Here is a 17,965-nt window from a genome sequence, read left to right as displayed (position 1 = left end):
TTTCCTGAATTGCCGCCGCACGCTGGACGGGCTTCGGAAACCGCTCCCAGGACAAGGCGACAAGACGGTGACTTCACAAGACCCGGAACACGGCGACCAGACCGCGCACGAGCAGGCGTACGTGACGCGGCTCTACGGGCGGCTTGACGCGCTGCGCGCCCAGACACGCGCCCGGCTGGCCGAGGTGTCGCACGACACCGGCGGCACGGCCCAGGCGCGCACGGAACGGGATGTCGCGTTCGGCGAGCACACCCGGAGGCTGGCCCGGCTCGACGCGGCCGAGAACCGGCTGTGCTTCGGCCGACTCGACCTCGGCGGGGGCGAGCGGCGCTACATCGGCAGGATCGGGCTGTGGCCGGAGTCCGGAGACGGCGACCCGCTGCTCGTGGACTGGCGCGCCCCCGCCGCCCGCCCCTTCTACGTGGCCACCCCGGCCGTCCCGAAGGACGTACGGCGGCGGCGCCACATCCTCACCCGGGGACGCCGCGTGGTGAGCGTGGACGACGAGACCCTCGGCGAGGACGGCGACGCCCCGGCGGCGGAAACCCTGGCCGGGGAGGCGGCGTTGCTGGCCGCGCTGAACACCGGGCGTACCGGGCGGATGCCCGACGTCGTGGCGACCCTGCGGGCGGAGCAGGACGCGGTCATCCGCTCCGACCATCGCGGGGTGCTGGTGGTGCAGGGCGGCCCCGGCACCGGCAAGACGGCGGTGGCGCTGCACCGCGCCGCCTACCTGCTCTACGACCGTCCCCGGCTGGCGTCCCAAGGGGTGCTGGTCATCGGCCCGAACCCCACGTTCCTCCGCTACATCGGCCAGGTGCTGCCCGGCCTGGGGGAGACCGGCGTGCTGTCGGCCACCGTCGCCGACCTGTTCCCCGGCGTCCGCGCGGACCGCGCCGAGCCGGCGGCGGAGGTCAAGGGCCGCGCGGTGATGGCCGAGGTGCTGGCGGCGGCCGTGCGCGAATACCAGGCGCCGCCCGGCGCCGAGGTCCGCGTCGAGTTCGACACCGAGACCCTCGTCCTGGAGCCCGAGGTCATCGCGCGGGCCGCCGCGCGGGCGCGTGCCTCCCGCCTGCCGCACAACCAGGCGCGCCCGGGGTTCGTCGCCACGCTCGTCGGCCACCTCGCGCGCCGCCTCGCCGAGCGGACCCGTGAGCTGGCCGACCGCATCGAGGCCGACGTGGCCGGGATCCTCGCCGAGGCGGACGTGGACCGCGCCGTGCGGGCCGACCTCGCCGCCCTGGGCCTGCCGGAGGAGCCCGAGACGCCCCGGCAGGAGATCGGCGGCGAGGACGACGTCCGCGACCTGCGCCGCGCCCTCGCGTCGGATCCCGCCGTGCGGCGGGCGCTGGACGCGCTGTGGCCCGCGCTGACGCCACGGCGCCTGCTGGAGGACCTGTTCTCCGACCCGCGCCGGCTCGCCGCCGTCGCCCCGGGGCTGGACGAGGCCGAGCGGGCGTCCCTGGTCCGGGCGCCGGGCGGCTGGAGCACGGCGGACGTGCCGCTGCTGGACGAGGCGGCCGAACTGCTCGGCGTGGACGACCGGGCGGAACGGGCACGGGCGGCACGGGATCGTGCCCGGCGGGTCGCCTACGCCCAGGGCGTCCTGGACATCGCCGCCGCCGACGACGACGGGGAGGTCCTCACGGCCGGGGACCTGCTGGACGCCCGGCGGCTCGCCGACCGGCACGAGGAGTCCGGGGACGCGACGGTGGCCGAACGGGCGGCCGTGGACCGCACCTGGACCTTCGGGCACGTGATCGTGGACGAGGCGCAGGAGCTGTCGGCGATGGCGTGGCGCATGGTGATGAGGCGCTGCCCCGGCAGGTCGATGACGCTGGTCGGCGACCTGGCCCAGACGTCGGACGCGGCCGGCGCGACGTCGTGGGACGAGGTGCTGCGCCCGTACGCGGGCGACCGGTGGCGCCTGGCCCGGCTGTCGGTGAACTACCGCACCCCGGCGGAGATCATGGACGCCGCCGCCGGCCTCGCCGCGGACCTCGGCGTCGAGGCGGCGCCCCCGCGGTCGGTGCGCAGGACGGGTGTGCTCCCGTGGCGCGCAGCCGCCCGCGACCTGCCCGCGGTGCTGGCCCGCCACGCGGCCCGCGAGGCGGCGGCGCTGCGCGGTGGACGGCTCGCGGTGATCGTCCCGGACGGCCGGCGCGACGAGCTGGTCGCCGCCGTCCGCGCCGCGGTGCCCGGGGCGGCCTTCGGCGCGGATCCCGATCTGACGGCCCCCGTCGTCGTCCTCGGGGTCAGGCAGGCCAAGGGGCTGGAGTTCGACGCGGTGCTGATCGCCGACCCGGCCGCGATCCTGGCCGCGTCACCGCGCGGCCGTAACGACCTGTACGTGGCGATGACGCGGGCCACCCGGCGGCTCGGCGTCCTGCACCCGGGTCCTCCGCCCGCCGAGATCGCCGACGCCGTGCCGGAACTCCGGGAGGCCGCGGACGACGGCCCGCACGCCGGCGGCGCCGAACCCAGGGACACCGGTCAGGGGGTGTAGATCTCCTGGAACTTCACGATCTTGCCCTTGTAGACGGTGATCAGTGCCGGGCGCGGGTACGCCTTCATGCGCGACACGAGCACGTCGCGCGCGCAGCGCTTGTCGCCCACACTCTGCCGGTTCACGGTCGGCTCGCTCTGCTTCCGGCATCCGAGGGCGCTGTAGAAGGCCACCTTCGACGAGACCGGCGAGGCGTACACCCTGACGTCGCCCTCCGGCGGGCCGGTGAACCAGCCCTCGGTGTTGCCGGACCTGTCCTTCACCCACTTGATCGGCTTGTACTCCGCCACCCCGGCGCGGTAGTGCGTGACCCAGCCGCGCAGGACGCCGTCGTGCCGCGGCGAGATGTGCTTGGTGAAGTCGTGGTGCGGGTCCGGCTGGAAGGTCGTGCCGAACACCTTGGGCGGCGTGAACTTCGGGATCGTGGCGGCGTCGGCGGTGACCGTCCCCACGGCGAGCGCGGCGGCCACCGTCGCGGTGACCGCCGCGGCGCGCGCGAGAGCGCCGAACGCGGTCCGTTTCCTGAAAGTCTCCATGTCAGGTGAGAGTGCGCAACCCGGCCGCCGGTTCGCGCCCTCGGCCGTGATTCGTTTCACAGCGGTCACGAGGGCACGGCGCGGGTGTAGCGGCCGGCGAGCGCGCGGATGTGGTCGACCAGCTCGGACGGCCCGGTGACCTCGACGACCTCGGCGGGGGCGTGGACGACGTCTCGCGCCCGGTACCGCCAGGCCGCCGCGGAGGCTCCCCGCGCCCCGCGCAGGCCGGACGGGATCACTCCCGTCCGGCCTTTCCCGGCCTGGTTCAGCCGGAGACCATGAACTTCATCGTCCGGGTCGCCGGCCCACGCGCACGCGCTGCAGGTCTTCTCCGATCACGAGGGTGCCGTCGTAGTCCCGCTTGATCGTCGACCGCCAGTGCCCCACCGGGATCTTCGGCGGCGTGGGCGAGGAGAGCGTGAGCGGCACGATGTGCGACAGGGCGAGGGTGCGCGCTCCGGCCCGCGTGGCGACATCACCGATCTGCGTGATGTCGGTGTGGCAGCCGCGCAGACCCTTCACCATGAATTCCGCCATGCCGCGGTCCAGCATGCTCTGACCGTCCATGATCTCGTGCACCAGCACGTCGGTGTTCCGGGCCAGCTCCACGAGGTTGTCGCTCGGCGTGGTGTCGCCCGAGAACGTGACGCTGCCGTGGTCGGTGTCGAACCGGAAGCCGAACGCCGGGAAGGGCCAGTAGTGGTTGACCAGCGTGGCACTCACGCGCACGCGGTTGTCCTCGTACACGGTGAAGGGACGCATCCGGGGCGGTGACGGCAGGTCGGCCGTCGCGTTCACCGAAAGGTCGTGGGGCACGATGAGGTCCCGGATATCCGGTCCGAACGCGGCCTTGATGCCCTGGCTGTTCGTCGTGGTGGCGAACGCGGCCAGCACTCCGTTGTGGACGTCGGTCATGCCCGGGTGCGGGTTGTCCGGTTGGATCAGCTCCACCCCCGGCATCGGCACCCCGGGCGGCAGGCCCAGTGACGGCGGGCCGTAGACGTGGAGCTGACCGGCATAGCCGTACTGCTGTCCGGGCAGTGGTCGTCCGAACAGCATCAGCGGCAGGTAGTCGCTGAAGTGGTCGGCGTGGAAGTGGGTCACGAACAGCGCCCGCAGCATCCCATGGGTCACGCCGGCCGCGTACATCTGCCGGACCACGCCGCTCCCGCAGTCGACCACGTACGCCGCACCGTCGACCACCACGACCTGCGAGGTCATCTGCCGGTCCGTCATGGGGATCGGACCGCCGCCGGTGCCCAGCAGCACCACGTTGGTACCGGACCAGTCCTGCTTGCCCGGCCCTGCCTGGGCCGATGCCGCGTTCGCCGCGGCGGGGGTGAGCGCGGCGCCGGCCAAGGAGGCCACACCCGCCCCGCCGAGCGCGCCGACGGCCTTGAGTAGGCTGCGTCGCGAGCTGCCTGATTCGGGCGTCGCGCAGCAGGGGGACACGGGGGTATTCGTCATGAGACCACTTCCTTATGTGCCCGCCGACGCTATGTCCCCCAGGCCACGGGGCACTTCCCCCGCCGTGTTCTAATCGCGGGCCGGATGATGCGACACAGTGTCTGAGGAGGATACCTGGCGCGGTTAGAACATCTCACTTTCGCTGTTGCCTCATGCGGTCTGGGTGTTATAGCTTCTAACTGAAGCGAGTGGTGCTAACTCGCCCCTCGGGTCAGCCAAGGAATGAGGAGAACGGTCATGATGGACACCAGCCCCTCCACCGCGCCGAACCGGCGGACGCCGGCCGGCGTCGCGCGATCCCTCCGCCGGGGCTCGCGGCGCTCCGCTCTCGTCGCGATCCCGCTGGTCGCCGCGGGGCTCCTTGGCGCCGTCGCCCTACCGGCCGGTGCGGCCGCCGCCGGTCAGAGGGCGACGGCCGGTCATGTCGCCCCGGGTTCGCTGACCTGTCGGGGTGAGGGCATCGATCCGGCCGCGAAGCTGCGCCATCGGACCGAGACCTTCATCAAGGCGCCGCTGAGCACCGTCTGGAAGTTGCACACCGACGTGGAGGGCTGGCCCTCGTGGCAGGGGGCCGTCACCGGCATGAGGCGGCTGGACCCGGGGCCGCTGCGGGACGGGTCGCGGTTCCGGTGGACCACTCCGGCGCCCGCCACGCCCTCGACGCCCGCCACCACCCTGGTCATCACCTCCACCGTCCAGCAGATCAAGCAGAACAGGTGCGTCCGCTGGACCGGGCCCGCGATCGGCGAGGGGCTGCGGATCGACCGGGGCGTCCACGTCTGGAACTTCGTCAAGGTCACGGGCGGCGTCGTCGTCCGCACCGAGGAGAGCTGGACCGGCGACCAGATCGAGGCCGACCCGGACACCGCCATCCGCTACCTCGCACCGGGTCTGGACGCGTGGTTGGCCGACCTCAAGACCGCCGCCGAGGCCCGCTCCGGTCGGCACTGACCTCGCGACACACGACCCCGGGGCGCTGGCGCTTACTTGGGGAGGGGTTGGACGTGGATGTTGCCGCAGGCGTCTATGGAGATCAGCTCGCGGCGCTGGATGCCCGACTTACTGGCGTGGACGGCCCAGACGATGGCCCACACGAGGCACGTCAAGACGGTGATCGCGGCGTGGGCGACGTGGACTCCGGGGTTGAGCGGCTCGCCGTAGGTCAGGACGGCCTGCCAGCCGTGCCGGCTCTCCAGGCGCCAGCCCATGGCGAGGCGCTGGGTGATCTGCTGGTCGAGGATCTGTTGCAACTGGTACGGCGGCAGCGGCTCGCCCTGGTATCCGGAGTCGCCCACGGGCGGTAGGTGGGACCCCTGCGGGGAGACCGGTCCCTGCGCGTACGGCCCCTGGGAGTACGGCGTCTGTGCGTACCCTCCTGGTTCGTATGGCCCCTGAGAGTACGGCCCCGGCGAGGGGGAGCCCGGTGGATACGACCCCGGCGCGTAGGCGCCCTGGGAGCGGGGGTCCGGCATGTGCGGGGTCTGCTGCCAGGGGGTGTGTCGCTGGGGGTGGGACGGCGGGTAAGGGGTGGCCTGGAGGTCTCTGACGAGGTCCTGGAGGTCGCCGCGGTAGCGGGCGGTCTGGGTGCGTTCGAGGCGGTCGTCCAGCTCTTCGCGGGTGAGCCGGCCGGTTCCGTACGCCTCGCTGAGGAGGGCGGTGACCTGGTCGCGGTCGGCGTCGTCGGCGCGAAGGTTCGGGTTGCCGTGCACCATGGTTACCCTCTCCAGGATCCGGTGAAATATTGATATGTCACGCCATATGTCCGGAGATTACGCAAACCGTCACGATCGCCGTGAACCCCCGGGCTGCCACCGACGAGTCGGCGGGGCCGGCCCGAAGCGCGGGTGCCGAACTCGGAAACCTTAGATGGTTTCTCCGTGCTTCGAGATGGATTCGCCACTTTTATGAGCCGAACCCGGCTTACTCCGGCCACTCGCCGTACGGGCCCGCCGGCGTGAGCGGTGTCCCGGACGGCGCCGCGCGGGCGGGCCGCCCGGGACACCTGCGCCCCGCCGTCCCGGGAGTGACCCCGACAACGACACGGCATCGCCGGGGTGGTTCAGCGGTCGAGCTGGTACTGCACGAACATCAGCCGGTTGCGCTCCTCGGCGGACAGCTCGTACGCCTCGCACAGTGCGGAGACGTCGCGGGCGGTGGGACGGACGCCGCCGCTCTCGATGCGGGTGACGCGCTGCTCGTCGATGCCCGCGCGCCGCCCGGCGTTGGCGAGGGACAGCCCGGCGCCCTCGCGCAGGCGCCGCAGCTCGGCGGCCAGGTAGGCGCGCGTCACCGGGGCGGGCGCGGCGGTGGTCTGGGACCGCGCGGCCACGCCGGACGGCTCGGGCGTGGAGTCGGGCAGCAGCGCGGAGATGACCAGCACGATTATGGCGAACGCCGTGAGGACCGCACCCGCGGTGATGACGGTGCGGGTGGGCAGCCGGCGGATATGGGCTCTGACGGTGACCAGCCGGCCATTGCTCAACCGGCGGACATACTCTCTGACCCTGACTTTCCTCATCTCCTCGACCGTACGGAATTCCTGAACGGCCAACATAGACCGGCACCGGTCATGTTTACCTGACTTCCGCGCGGTTCGCGGCCCTGACGCCGCGCTGAAAACCGGAAATAGAGTTATGGGCGGTTATGCGGTGAAAGACGGATAACCGGATGGAAGCCCGCGGGCGTCACGGCGCGGTGAAACCGGGCAGCAGGGACGGCAGCTCGGCCGCGCCGCGCGGGGTGACGGTGAGCTCGCGCGCGCCCTCCGCCGGCGTCACCAGCCCGCGCGCGACGAACGCGTCGAGCACGGCCTTGCCGAGGACGCCGCCGAGATGGGGCAGGCGGTGCGTGCGGTCCAGGCAGGCGGTGGCGAGCTTGCGGCGCCCGGGGCGCACCGCGTCCAGGTCCACGCCCAGCGCGGCGAACAGGGACGTGTCGCGCCCGAGGGCGAGCGCGCTGTCGCGGCCGTCGGGCGGCTGCAGGGCGCCCCGCTCGACGAGCGTGGCGAACAGGGTGACGCCGAGCAGCCCGGCCGCGTGGTCGTAGCAGGTGTGGGCGAGGTCGCGCGCGGTCGCCCGCCACCCGGCGGTCGCGGCGAGGTCGGTGTGCGCGTACCTGGCCAGGGCGGCGAGCACGTCGGCGAGGCCGGGGGAGGCCACCTGGTAGACGGCGTGCCTGCCGGTGCGCACGGCCGTGACCAGCCCGCTCTCGCGCAGCCGCGCGAGATGATTGCCGAGGCGCGGCGCGGACACGCCGAGCGCGTCGGCGAGCTGGGTGAGCGTGTGCGGCCCTTCCGCGGACAGGAGCTGGAGCGCGGTGAGGCGCACGGGGTCGGCCAGCTCGCGGGTCAGGGCGATGACGGACGCGAGGACGGGCTCGCGCGAGTCGACCCATCCGCTCATCGCACACCCCCTCCTCTCATGCCTCAGCCTATCAAGCTTCACGAAATCCTGAAGGATGGCTGTTTGACGGGCAGGTCGACGGTTACGTTCATCTTTAACGTAAACCTGAAAGGTGGATGTGCCATGGTCGTCGCGCCGAGCCGGGGGGACGAGCGCCGGGACGAGGCCCGCACGGCGGCGGGGCTGCGGCGCCTGCTGTGGGGGCGGGGCGTCTCCGCGCTCGGGGACGGCCTGTGGTTCACCATCTGGGCGCTGTACTTCACCCGCGTCCTGCACATGCCGCCCGTCGCGGTCGGCGCGGCCATGGCGGTCGCGGGCGGGCTCGGCCTCGCCATGGCGATCCCGCTCGGCGCCCTGGCCGACCGGTTCGACGCCCGCCTGGTCCTGGTGTCGGTCACGGTCGTGCGCGGCGTGGCGATGGCCTGTTACGCGCTTCCCGCGGACATGTGGGTGTTCGTGCTGGTCACCGCCGTGTTCGTGGGCCCGGCCAACGGCGCGACCGCCGTGCGCACCGCGCTGGTCGCCGCCCTGGTGCCCGGGACCGAGGCGCGCGTGGCGGCGCTGGCGCGGCAGCGCGTCGCCCAGCACGTGGGGTACGCGCTCGGGGCCGCGGCGGGCTCGGTGGTGCTGGCGGCCGACGACGCCTCGGCATACGTCGTGGCCGTCGTGGCGAACGCCGCGAGCTTCGCGGTGCTCGCCACGCTGACGCTCGCGGTCCCCGCCACGCCCGCGCGCCCGGCGCGGGAGAGCCGCCCGCGGGCCGGGCTGGTGCTGCGCGACCGTCCCTACCTGGCCGTCATGGGCGTGACGTCGCTGCTGTCGCTGTGCTGGGCCATGGTCTCGACCGGGCTGCCGCTGTGGATCGCCGGGTCCACACGGCTGCCGCTCTGGCTCAGCGGCGCGGTGGTGTTCGCCGGCTCGGCGGGGATCGCCGCGCTGCAGATCTTCGTGACCCGGTTCACCGAGACGGTCGCCCGCGCGGCCCGCACCGTCGTCTGGGCGGGCGTCTTCCTCGCCGTGAGCTGCGTCCTGCTCGCCACCACGGGCGGGGGCTCGGGCGCGTGGGGGATCGCGGTGGTGATGGCCGCGGCGCTGTTCCACCTGGCCGGCGAGCTGGGCTACGTCGGGGGGAGCTGGGGCCTGTCGGTGGCCCTGATGAGAGAGGACGCGCGGGGCGCCTACCAGGGGGCGTCGGAGGCGGCCACGGCCACGGTGCAGATGTTCGCGCCGGCGGTGTTCACGCTGGCGCTGACGACGTTCGCGGCGGGCGGGTGGCTGCTGGTGGCGGCCGTCTTCGTGGCGGTCTCGCTGCCCGTGCCCGCGCTCGCGCGCTGGGCCGGGCGCACCCGGTGACGACGGTCACGGCGCGCCCGGCCCGCGGGGCACCGCGGAACCGCTCCGGCCCTCGAAGTCTCAGGACTTCGGGACCTCAGAACGTCAGGACTTCAGGCCGAAGGCGAGGAAGACCGAGCCGTCCGGGTTCGGGTAGGGGGTGAAGAAGTAGCCGGACTGGACGTACACCATGCCGTGCGAGACCACGGCGCCGCCGCCGCCCGACACCGCGCCGCCGCGTCCGGGCAGCCCGTTGACGCCCTGGACCTTCTGGATGGTGTCGTAGGCCCACAGCACCTCGCCGGTGCGCGCGGAGTAGGCGCGCAGCTTGCCGTCCATGCTGCCGAGCCAGACCAGGCCGGGCGTGGTGCTCACGGCCGGGCCGTGGCCGAGGCGGCAGACGTTCGGGAACTGCGCCGCGCCGCCGGTGGTGCAGCCGTCGGACGGGTTCGGGGTCTGCCACAGCAGGTGGCCGGTCAGCGGGTCCAGCGCGAACAGGGTGCCGGGGTTGGCCATGTACGTCGAGACGTACAGCCGCTCGCCGTCGAAGCTGGTGCCCCACTGCACGCCGGACAGGCCGCCGCCGGGCATCGGCGTGGAGAGCTGCCGCTGCCAGATGATCTTGCCGGTGCGGGCGTCGAGAACGTGGAAGACGCCGGCCTTCTGGCCGATGCCGATCAGCGTGCGGCCGTGGGCCCTGATGATGTTCGGCGAGGCGCCGAGGTCGAAGTCCAGCGCGGTGCCGTCGGGGAAGTTCGGGCAGTACTGGCGGTCCTCGGGCGTGGGCAGCGAGCACTCGATGCGCCAGGTGTCCACGTCGGTCATCTTGCGCGTCCAGCGGGGACGGCCGGTGTCGGCGTTGATGGCGAGCACCGAGTCGTAGTGCCCGGCGCTGCCGGTGTAGTTCTGGCCGGTGCCGACGTAGACGGTGCGGGTGACCGGGTCGATGGCGGGCGAGCTCCACACCCCGGCCCCGGACGGCCCGTACTTCGGCTGGCCGTTCGGCCACGTGCCGTCCTGCTCGGCCTTGGGCGTGGTGTAGAAGCGCCAGATCTGCTTGCCGGTGTCGGCGTCCAGGGCGTTGAGGTGGCCGCGGAAGGTGCAGCAGGCGTGCTCCTTGCCGAGGATGTTCTCGCCGCTGGACACCCCGACGTACACCCGGTTGCCGTGGACCAGCGGGGAGCTGGTCACGATGGCCGTGATGGTGTCGTCGAGCCGCTGCGACCAGGCCAGCTTGCCGGTGTGCTGGTCGACGGCGTAGAAGTAGCCGCGGCTGTCGCCGAAGTACACCTTGCCCCTGGCCACGGCCGGGCCGTCCTGCACCGAGGTGCGGCCCTCGCCGACGGTGGTCAGGTCGAACTCCCACCTGGCCGCGCCGGTGGCGGCGTCGCGGGCGTACAGCTTGCCGTCGGGCGAGCCGAAGTACACGGTGTCGCCGACGACGGCGGGCTGGCTGCGGGGGAAGCCCGCCGCCCTGGGGTAGGCGAACGCCCACTTCAGTTCGAGGCCGCTCACGTTCTGCGGGGTGATCTTGCGCTCGTCGGGGTTGTGGCGCAGGCCGCGGGGGTCCTTCTGCCACATCGGCCAGTCGCCGCGACCGCCGTGCCCGAACTCGGACGCCGTGTCGGACGCCGTGTCGGACGGTGGCGCCGGGGCCGTCACCGACCCGGTCGCGGATGGTGCGCTTAACACGGTGAGACAGAGCGCGACGAGCGCCACTCCCGCGCGGGAGAGCCGTCTGCGGTTCATGTCCCCTCCTAGTCGACGTAGGGCGCGTGCCTGTTCCAGAACGCGCAGTTGTGCTGCCTGGCGATCTCGCGCGTGGCCGCGCTGTCACCGGCGGGGACCAGTGACATGACGGCCGGGTCCCCGTGGGTGTACCGGGGCCACAGCGGTGTGCCGTCCACGGTCGGGTTGCCGGTGCGGGCGAAACCCGTCCACTGCGCGACGATCTGGTTTCCGAAGGTGCGCTGGTTGGCGCTGATGTCGGAGCGGGGCGGGCCGTACAGGAACGGGACCTCGCTGATGTGGTAGGCGCCGTTCGGCTTGGTCTGGTCGAGGAAGAACAGCGGCGGCGGGTCGGCGTTGTCGACCTCGAACGCGTACACCGGGATCCGCCGCGACAGCCGCTCGTCGTTGAGCAGCGCCGGGCAGACCGAGTTGCTGTCCGCCACGATCGTCCGGTAGGCGATGAACGCCGCGGGCTCGGGGAACCTGTTCAGCGGGTAGCGGGCGAACACCTCGGGCGCGAGGGACCCGTACTGCTGCTTCACCAGCGCCTCGTACTGCTCGGGGGTCGTGGCCGGCGCGAGCTGCACCTCGTCGCGTCCCACCCCGTGCATCAGCGCGACCCTGTTGACCTTGCCCTTCGCGAACGCCTCCGCGGGGGACATGGTCAGGATCCTGCCGTCCACGATGGGGGCGAGGGTCCCGCGGTCGGGCGCGAGGCCGTCGGAGGACTGGTCGAGCAGAGTCTTGACGGGCAGCGCGCGCAGGCAGGCGGCCACGTCGGCGGTCTGCTCGCACTTGAGCGCGGTGGCGAAGCGCGCGCCCTGGGCCTGGGCCTCGGCCTGCGTGGGCAGGGCGGACTTGCAGTCCTGCGTCTGCCAGGTGGTGTCGCCGCCGCGCAGCGAGTTGTACTCGCCGCTCTGTACGATGCCCTTCTGGAACAGCCCGGCCGCGGTGGGCGAGGCGGTGTGCGCGCAGACGCTCGACCCGCCCGCGCTGGCTCCGAAGATCGTGACGTTGCGCGGGTCGCCGCCGAAGCGGGCGATGTTGTGGCGCACCCAGCGCAGGGCCTCCTGCTGGTCGCTCAGCGCGTAGTTGCCCGCGTTGGGGCCGAGCGCCTTGTGCGACAGGAAGCCGAAGATGCCGAGCCGGTAGCCGACGCCGACGTGGACGACGTTCCCGGCCTGGGCCAGGTAGGCGCCGGGGCCCGGGGAGCCGAAGCGGAAGCCGCCGCCGTGGAACTCGACCATGACGGGGAGCCCTCCCGCGCCGGTGTCGGCCGGTGTGGCGATGTTGAGCTTGAGGCAGTCCTCGTTCTCCGAGGGCTGGCCGAGCACGCCCGCCTGGGGACAGGCGCTGCCGCGCTCGGTGGCCTGCAGGACGTCGGTCCACGGCGCGTGCCGCTTGGCGGGTGACCAGCGCAGGTCGCCCACGGGGGGTTCGGCGTAGGGGACGCCGAGCCAGGAACGTACGCCGTCGCCGGTCGTCCCGCACACCTGTCCGGTGTCGGTGGCGACCGTTGTGCCGGGGGCGCAGGCGGGGGCGGAGCGGGACGCCGCCTGCGTTGGAGTCATCATGCCGAGCAACGCGAGTGCCACGAGCGCGCTCAGCCCGTACTTAGGCTTCATGATGCGCTTCCCTCAGCTGATCGTTTGGGGTCATACAGAGCATGACAAGGCGAGTCAGATCGATCAATGGCGGTGGTCATACCGGTGCGCCATAACGCCGGGGTGATCGGCAGGGGTCGCTACTCCGCGCGCTCGTACCAGCGGGCGCCGTAGTTCTCCCAGGTCGGAGGGGTTCCGGGCAGGTCGGAAACCCGGGCGGGGGCGCGCAGCCCGTCGAGGGCGATGGCGAGCAGACGGTCGCAGACGCCGGCCTGCTCGGGGGCGCGGCGGGGGATCCTGCTGAGGTGCTCGACCAGATACGACACGTCCAGCGGGGCGAGGTCGCCGCGCACGCTGCCGTCCGCGCGGCCCCGCGCGGCGAGCTCCTCGATCAGCTCGCGGCCGAGCTCGGCGGCGGCCGTCATCTCGTCGGTGACGGCGATCGTGCCGGCGGCGGGGGCGAGCGCGCCGACGCGGGCGGCGACGCATCTGCGGACGTAGTGGGCGATGGCCGACCATCCATCGCCGTCGCCGGCGAGCGCCTCGCGGGCGGCGGCGATCGACTCGCGCATGGACAGCAGGCACAGCCGCTGCAGGAGTTCCTCCTTGCTGCCGTACCTGCGGTAGAAGGTCGCGATGCCGACGCCGGCCTCCTCGGCGAGCGCGGCCATGGGGGCGCCCGCGCCCTGTTCGGCGAAGACGGTGCGCGCGGCCTCCAGCACGAGGTGGTCGTTGCGCTCCGCCTCGGCCTGGCGGCCCCACCGCCGCCGGGACGGCTCCGGCTGTCTCGTCGCGCTCACCCGGAGATTCTAGCGAACGGAGTGAATTGCTCCGTTATGTTAGTCGGAGCGATTCACTCCGATAGATGATTCCAAGGAGAGGAGCGGTCATGCGTGCGGTATGGCTACGGGAGTTCGGCGGCCCAGAGGTGCTCGTGCCGGGGGAGGCCCCCGAGCCGATCCCCGGCCCGGGACAGGTGGTGATCGAGGTGGCCGTGATCGGCATCCCGTTCATCGAGACCCAGGTCAGATCGGGGTCGGCGCCGGTGCCGCTGCCCCGGCTGCCGATCATCCCGGGCAACGGGGTGGGCGGCACGGTCGTGGCGGTGGGGCCAGGCGCCGACCCGGGGCTCGTGGGGACGCGCGTGGTGACCTCGCTCGGCGGCTCGGGCGGCTACGCCGAGCGGGTCGCGGCGGGCGTGGACGGCCTGATCCCCGTGCCGCCGGGGCTGGAGCTCGCCCAGGCCGTCGCCCTGCTGGCGGACGGCCGCACCGCGATGGGTCTCGCCCGGGCGGCGGCGCTCAGGCCCGGCGAGTGGGCGCTGGTCGAGTCGGCGGGCGGCGGGGTCGGAAGCCTGCTCGTCCAGCTCGCCGTCAACGCCGGAGCCCGGGTGGTCGCCGCGGCCGGCTCGGCGCGCAAGCTCGACCTCGCCGCCGAACTGGGCGCCGAGGTCACCGTGAACTACGCCGAGGACGGCTGGGACGTCCGGGTAAGCGAGGCCGTCGGCGACGCCGGGGTCCAGGTCGTGTTCGACGGCGTCGGCGGGGCCGTCGGGCGGGCCGCGTTCGAGCTGCTGCCCCCGCGCGGGCGCTTCGTGCTGTACGGCGCGGCGGGCGGGACGGTGACGCACGCGACGGTCGCCGAGGTGTTCGCGCGCAGCCTCACCCTGATCACCGGCTGGCAGCTGTTCGCCTCGCCCGCCGACATCACGGCCATGGCCGCCGCCGCGCTGGACGAGGCCGTCGCCGGACGCCTGCGGCCCGTCATCGGGCAGACGTTCCCGCTGGAGAAGGCCGCCGACGCCCACGCCGCCATCGAGGCGCGCGCCACGCTCGGCAAGACCCTGCTGACCGTGCCCGAGTCCGTGCCGAAGGAGCGCTGAATGTCCCTCCACATCGGAGCCGGCCAGCGAGCCCACCGTGCTGCCGCACGAGCCCGGCCGCCCCGAGGCCAGGCTCACGCCGTCCACCGCCGTCCCGCCGATCCTGATCGGGGGGAACGGGCAGGTGGCGCGGCGGCGGGCGCTGGCGTACGGGGACGCTGGTTCCCCTCGGCGATCGCGCCGAGGACGCTCGCCCGCGAGGTCACGCGGCTGCGCGCGGAGGCCGCCGAGAGGGGGGCCCGCGCCGGTGGTCACGGTCGGGGTCCCCGCGGTCCTCGGCGGGCGCCGAGCGGGCCGTCCTCATGACCGGCCAGCCGGACTGGACCCGCCACTACGAGCGCATGGCGGAGGTGAACGCGGTGCTCAACGGGTGAGCGCACCGCACGGCGGTACCGCGGTGACGGTCAGGCGGTGACCGCGGCGACCGCTGAAGCGATCATCTGGGGGTTGGCCGGGACGGACACGCCCTGGACGAAGACCGTCGGCGTCGCGTTCACCCCGCGCCGCGCGGCCGCCGCCGTCACCGCCGCCGCCCAGTCCACGTACCGGTGCGCGCGCACGCACACCACGAAGCTCGGGTCCTCGACCCCGGCCGCCGGGCCGAGCGCGATCAGCTCGTCGTCGCTGAGGCCGGGGCCGCCCTCGGGGGGCTGCTCGACGTACAGCGCGTAGTGGTACGGCACAAACCCGCCGCGGTCGGCGGCGCACCCCGAGGCCGAGGCCGCCCGCGACGAGTACCGGTTGGTGGACGCGGCGTCCAGGAAGGCCATCGGGTGGTACACCAGCGTGATCGCGCGGCTCTCCACCAGCTTGTCCAGGGTCGGGCCCGAGGTGAGCGCGAACTGCTTGCAGAACGGGCACTGGAAGTCGATGTAGGCGTCCACCGTGACGGGGCCGACGCCGTGGACGATGCCGTCCCCGGTGTTGGTGGCGCCCGCGGGTACCGGGACGGGTGGACCGTCCGGGCCGTCGGGAATGCTCATGCGATTCCTTCCCGGGCGTTATGGGGCACTCACCAGTACAACGACCGGTCCGGGCCTCGGTGTTCTCCCGCGGGCACAAAGATCGAACAAAGTGTGCCGGGCATGATCCGGGGGTTCCGTTCGGCGGGAAAACGCCAGGCCGTTACGCGCCGACCAGCCACGATGGCGACGCCGACCGTACGCCAAGTTTTCGTTGACCGCATGCCAAGAGACCTGCTCCTGAATCGACGGGAAAGGAAGGAGACGGAAGATGACCAGCAGTGGCATCGGCATCGTGGGCACCGGGATCTCGGGGCTCACGCTGGCCCTGCGCCTGCAGCAGCTCGGCGTCGAGGTGACCTTGTACGCCGAGAAGACGGCCGACGAGATGCGCGCGGGCCGGCTGCCGAACACGGTCGCGCGCATGCGGCGCGCCCAGGAGCGCGAGGAGATCCTCGGCAGCGTCCACGGCAGGCTGGAGGGCAGCCTGGTCGGCGGCGCCCGCTTGCACATCGGCGGCGCGCCGCCGCTGGAGTTCCGCGGGACGCTGGCCGATCCCTTCCACGCGGCCGACTTCCGCGTCCTGCTGCCGGCCCTGTACGAGGACTACACCGCGCGCGGCGGGCGGGTCGTGGTGACGCCGGAGCCGCCGGGCGCGCGCGAGGTGGACGCCTGGTCGGCCGGGCACGAGCTGATGGTCGTGGCGGCGGGCCGCCGCTCGGTGGCCGAGCTGTTCCCCCGCGACGGGCGCCGCTCCCCCTACGACCGCCCGCAGCGCTCGCTGCTCGCTGGCCTGTACGCGGGGATGACGACGGGTGACTTCTTCAGCTACAACGTGTCGCCCGGCGGCGGCGAGGTGTTCTCGCTGCCGATGGTGGCGCACGGCGGGCTGGTCACCGGGATCCTCGTCGAGGCGATCCCGGGCGGCCCGATCGAGCCGGTGACCAAGCTGTCCTACCGCGATGACCCCGGCCTGTTCCTCCACCTGCTGGAGAAGACGCTGGCCGAGCACGCCCCCCGCCTCGCCGAGCGGATCGAGCCCGGCGCGTTCGACCTGGTGGGCCCGGACGACGTGCTGCAGGGCGGGGTGACGCCGGTCGTCCGCAGGCCCTTCGCGACGCTGCCGAGCGGGCGGGTCGCCCTGGCCATCGGGGACGCGTGGGTCACCAACGACCCGATCACCGGGCAGGGCGCCAACCTCGGCTCGCACTGCGCCTGGGTCACCGCCGACGCCATCGCCCGGGGCGGCCCGTACGACGAGGGGTTCGCCCGGTCGCTGGCGACGGAGATGTGGAAGGTCGCGGGCCCGGTGACCGACTGGACGAACGCGTTCCTCGGCGCGCCGGGCGATCACGTGCTTCGCTTGTTCGCCGCCGCGGCGCTGGACCCGTTCGTGGCCGACCACTTCGTCAACCTGTTCGGTGACCCGGTGCGGGCCTGGGCGCTGCTGGGGGACCCGGAGGCGGTGGACGCGCTGCTGGCATCCCGGGCAGAGGTCTTGAGCGAGGAGGGCTCACCCGCGACCGGCGAGGTGTGAGAATCTCTAAGTGGCCATTCAGGCCGGATCGCGGCATACCATGCACAGATCCGCCGAAAAGCTACGTCGGAAGAAGGGACGCACCTCCATGCCAGCGTCACAGCACGGGCCTCATGTGGAAATCCGTGTTGAGCGGCTGGAGCATTGCACCGTGCTCAGCGTCGTGGGCGAGTTCGACTTCGAGGCCACGCCGATGTTCTACGCCCACATCGACGGGGCATGGCCCTCTGACCAGGAGGGTCCCCGTGTCGTCATCGACCTCCACGAGGTGCGCTTCTGCGACTCGGCGGGGCTCGGCGCGCTCGTCTACGCGTTCAACCAGGTGACCTCGGCCAAGGGACGGCTCCTGCTGGCCGCCGTCCCTCCCCATCTGCGGCGGCGGATGCGGATCAGCGGCCTGGAGCGTCACCTGCAGTCGCGCGAGACGGTCGAGCAGGCCGTCAAGGAACTCTGCGAGCCCTGACGGGCGGGTCAGCCGGCGATCGAGACGCCGACCCCGCCCCGGGTGGTCGCGCCGTAGCGCTGCTTCTCGCGGGCGATGTCCAGCGGCTGGATGCTGGAGCGCCCGGCGATCGTCTCCTCGGTGATCAGGGACGCGGGGACCAGCCAGGAGACCTCGAACTCCAGCCCGTCGGGGTCCTTGGCGTACAGGGCCTTGGTGGTGGAGTGGTCCGAGGCGCCGACCAGCGCGCCCATCTCGCGCAGCCGTACGGCGGTCTGCTCCAGGTCCTCCAGCGTGTCGACCTCCCAGGCCAGGTGGTAGAGGCCGACGGTGGCGCTGCCCGCCTGCGAGGGGCCCGCGCCCTTGCCGAGCTGGAAGAGGCCGAGGTCGTGGTCGTTGGTGGACCCGGGGGCCTGAAGGAAGGCGGCGCCGGGGAAGCCCATGACGACGCGGAAGCCGAGGGCCCGCTCGTAGAAGGCGACGCTGCGCTCGACGTCGCGCACGTACAGGACGGCGTGGTTGAGGCGGTGGACGGGCATGGCGGTCTCCCCCATTGTTGAACTCT

17 protein-coding genes are annotated in these 17,965 nt (G+C 72.9%); 6 read left to right on the top strand and 11 right to left on the bottom strand.

What is annotated here, in order from left to right; translation table 11 throughout:
- The first annotated feature begins 67 nt into the window (after nt 1-67).
- Nucleotides 68-2,506 (top strand): HelD family protein, encoded by a 2,439-nt coding sequence (locus BJ982_RS03955; RefSeq protein WP_239123239.1) that lies wholly within the window; start codon nt 68-70, stop codon nt 2,504-2,506.
- Here BJ982_RS03955 and BJ982_RS03950 read toward each other — a convergent pair.
- The 3 genes from BJ982_RS03950 to BJ982_RS03940 form a co-directional block, all read right to left on the bottom strand.
- Nucleotides 2,494-3,042 (bottom strand): hypothetical protein, encoded by a 549-nt coding sequence (locus tag BJ982_RS03950; protein WP_221482271.1) that lies wholly within the window; start codon nt 3,040-3,042, stop codon nt 2,494-2,496. The genes BJ982_RS03955 and BJ982_RS03950 overlap by 13 nt on opposite strands.
- 65 nt (nt 3,043-3,107) lie before the next feature.
- On the bottom strand, nt 3,108-3,281 hold the full coding sequence (locus BJ982_RS03945; protein WP_184876641.1) for a hypothetical protein: 174 nt from the start codon (nt 3,279-3,281) through the stop codon (nt 3,108-3,110).
- Nucleotides 3,282-3,327: 46 nt separating this feature from the next.
- Nucleotides 3,328-4,509 carry an MBL fold metallo-hydrolase gene (locus BJ982_RS03940; protein WP_184876639.1) on the bottom strand — a complete coding sequence of 394 codons (1,182 nt, stop codon included), beginning with the start codon at nt 4,507-4,509 and terminating at the stop codon, nt 3,328-3,330.
- A gap of 237 nt (nt 4,510-4,746) precedes the next feature.
- Between BJ982_RS03940 and BJ982_RS03935 the strand changes: the two genes are divergently transcribed.
- A complete protein-coding gene (locus BJ982_RS03935) occupies nt 4,747-5,460 on the top strand; it encodes an SRPBCC family protein (protein ID WP_184876637.1) in 714 nt (237 codons plus the stop codon).
- A 32-nt stretch (nt 5,461-5,492) separates the two neighbouring features.
- Here BJ982_RS03935 and BJ982_RS03930 read toward each other — a convergent pair whose 3' ends face one another.
- The 3 genes from BJ982_RS03930 to BJ982_RS03920 form a co-directional block, all read right to left on the bottom strand.
- Nucleotides 5,493-6,221 (bottom strand): DUF1707 SHOCT-like domain-containing protein, encoded by a 729-nt coding sequence (locus BJ982_RS03930; RefSeq protein WP_184876635.1) that lies wholly within the window; start codon nt 6,219-6,221, stop codon nt 5,493-5,495.
- Nucleotides 6,222-6,568: 347 nt separating this feature from the next.
- Nucleotides 6,569-6,991 (bottom strand): helix-turn-helix domain-containing protein, encoded by a 423-nt coding sequence (locus tag BJ982_RS03925; protein ID WP_184876634.1) that lies wholly within the window; start codon nt 6,989-6,991, stop codon nt 6,569-6,571.
- A gap of 202 nt (nt 6,992-7,193) precedes the next feature.
- The gene (locus BJ982_RS03920) at nt 7,194-7,910 is read right to left on the bottom strand and encodes an ArsR/SmtB family transcription factor (protein ID WP_184876632.1); all 717 of its coding nucleotides are present in this window, start codon (nt 7,908-7,910) and stop codon (nt 7,194-7,196) included.
- 123 nt (nt 7,911-8,033) lie between these two features.
- Here BJ982_RS03920 and BJ982_RS03915 point away from each other — a divergent pair, with 123 nt between their 5' ends.
- Nucleotides 8,034-9,263: an MFS transporter gene (locus BJ982_RS03915; protein WP_184876630.1), complete on the top strand. Its 1,230-nt coding sequence runs from the start codon at nt 8,034-8,036 to the stop codon at nt 9,261-9,263.
- A gap of 84 nt (nt 9,264-9,347) precedes the next feature.
- Here BJ982_RS03915 and BJ982_RS03910 read toward each other — a convergent pair whose 3' ends face one another.
- The 3 genes from BJ982_RS03910 to BJ982_RS03900 all read right to left on the bottom strand — a co-directional run bounded on the left by BJ982_RS03910 (nt 9,348) and on the right by BJ982_RS03900 (nt 13,377).
- Nucleotides 9,348-10,991, bottom strand: a complete 1,644-nt coding sequence (locus BJ982_RS03910) for an outer membrane protein assembly factor BamB family protein (protein WP_184876628.1) — start codon at nt 10,989-10,991, stop codon at nt 9,348-9,350.
- Nucleotides 10,992-10,999: 8 nt separating this feature from the next.
- Nucleotides 11,000-12,598, bottom strand: coding sequence for a carboxylesterase/lipase family protein (locus BJ982_RS03905; RefSeq protein WP_184876626.1), 1,599 nt, complete (start codon nt 12,596-12,598; stop codon nt 11,000-11,002).
- Nucleotides 12,599-12,717: 119 nt separating this feature from the next.
- A complete protein-coding gene (locus BJ982_RS03900) occupies nt 12,718-13,377 on the bottom strand; it encodes a TetR/AcrR family transcriptional regulator (RefSeq protein ID WP_203959258.1) in 660 nt (219 codons plus the stop codon).
- A gap of 89 nt (nt 13,378-13,466) precedes the next feature.
- Between BJ982_RS03900 and BJ982_RS03895 the strand changes: the two genes are divergently transcribed.
- Nucleotides 13,467-14,459 (top strand): zinc-binding dehydrogenase, encoded by a 993-nt coding sequence (locus BJ982_RS03895; protein ID WP_184876624.1) that lies wholly within the window; start codon nt 13,467-13,469, stop codon nt 14,457-14,459.
- A 404-nt stretch (nt 14,460-14,863) separates the two neighbouring features.
- On the opposite strand, the gene BJ982_RS03890 is transcribed toward BJ982_RS03895, so the two are convergent.
- A complete protein-coding gene (locus tag BJ982_RS03890) occupies nt 14,864-15,442 on the bottom strand; it encodes a DsbA family protein (RefSeq protein ID WP_184876622.1) in 579 nt (192 codons plus the stop codon).
- Between the two features lie 250 nt (nt 15,443-15,692).
- On the opposite strand from BJ982_RS03890, the gene BJ982_RS03885 reads away from it, so the two are divergent.
- Both BJ982_RS03885 and BJ982_RS03880 read left to right on the top strand, forming a co-directional pair.
- Nucleotides 15,693-16,958: a styrene monooxygenase/indole monooxygenase family protein gene (locus BJ982_RS03885; RefSeq protein WP_184876621.1), complete on the top strand. Its 1,266-nt coding sequence runs from the start codon at nt 15,693-15,695 to the stop codon at nt 16,956-16,958.
- A gap of 40 nt (nt 16,959-16,998) precedes the next feature.
- A complete protein-coding gene (locus tag BJ982_RS03880; protein WP_311772305.1) occupies nt 16,999-17,421 on the top strand; it encodes an STAS domain-containing protein in 423 nt (140 codons plus the stop codon).
- Nucleotides 17,422-17,429: 8 nt separating this feature from the next.
- Here the strand turns inward: BJ982_RS03880 and BJ982_RS03875 are convergent, their stop codons facing one another.
- Nucleotides 17,430-17,954: a VOC family protein gene (locus BJ982_RS03875; protein ID WP_239123248.1), complete on the bottom strand. Its 525-nt coding sequence runs from the start codon at nt 17,952-17,954 to the stop codon at nt 17,430-17,432.
- Nucleotides 17,955-17,965 lie beyond the last annotated feature (11 nt).

The organism is Sphaerisporangium siamense (assembly GCF_014205275.1).
GTDB lineage: Bacteria > Actinomycetota > Actinomycetes > Streptosporangiales > Streptosporangiaceae > Sphaerisporangium > Sphaerisporangium siamense.
This window is presented reverse-complemented; position numbering and strand designations above follow the sequence as displayed.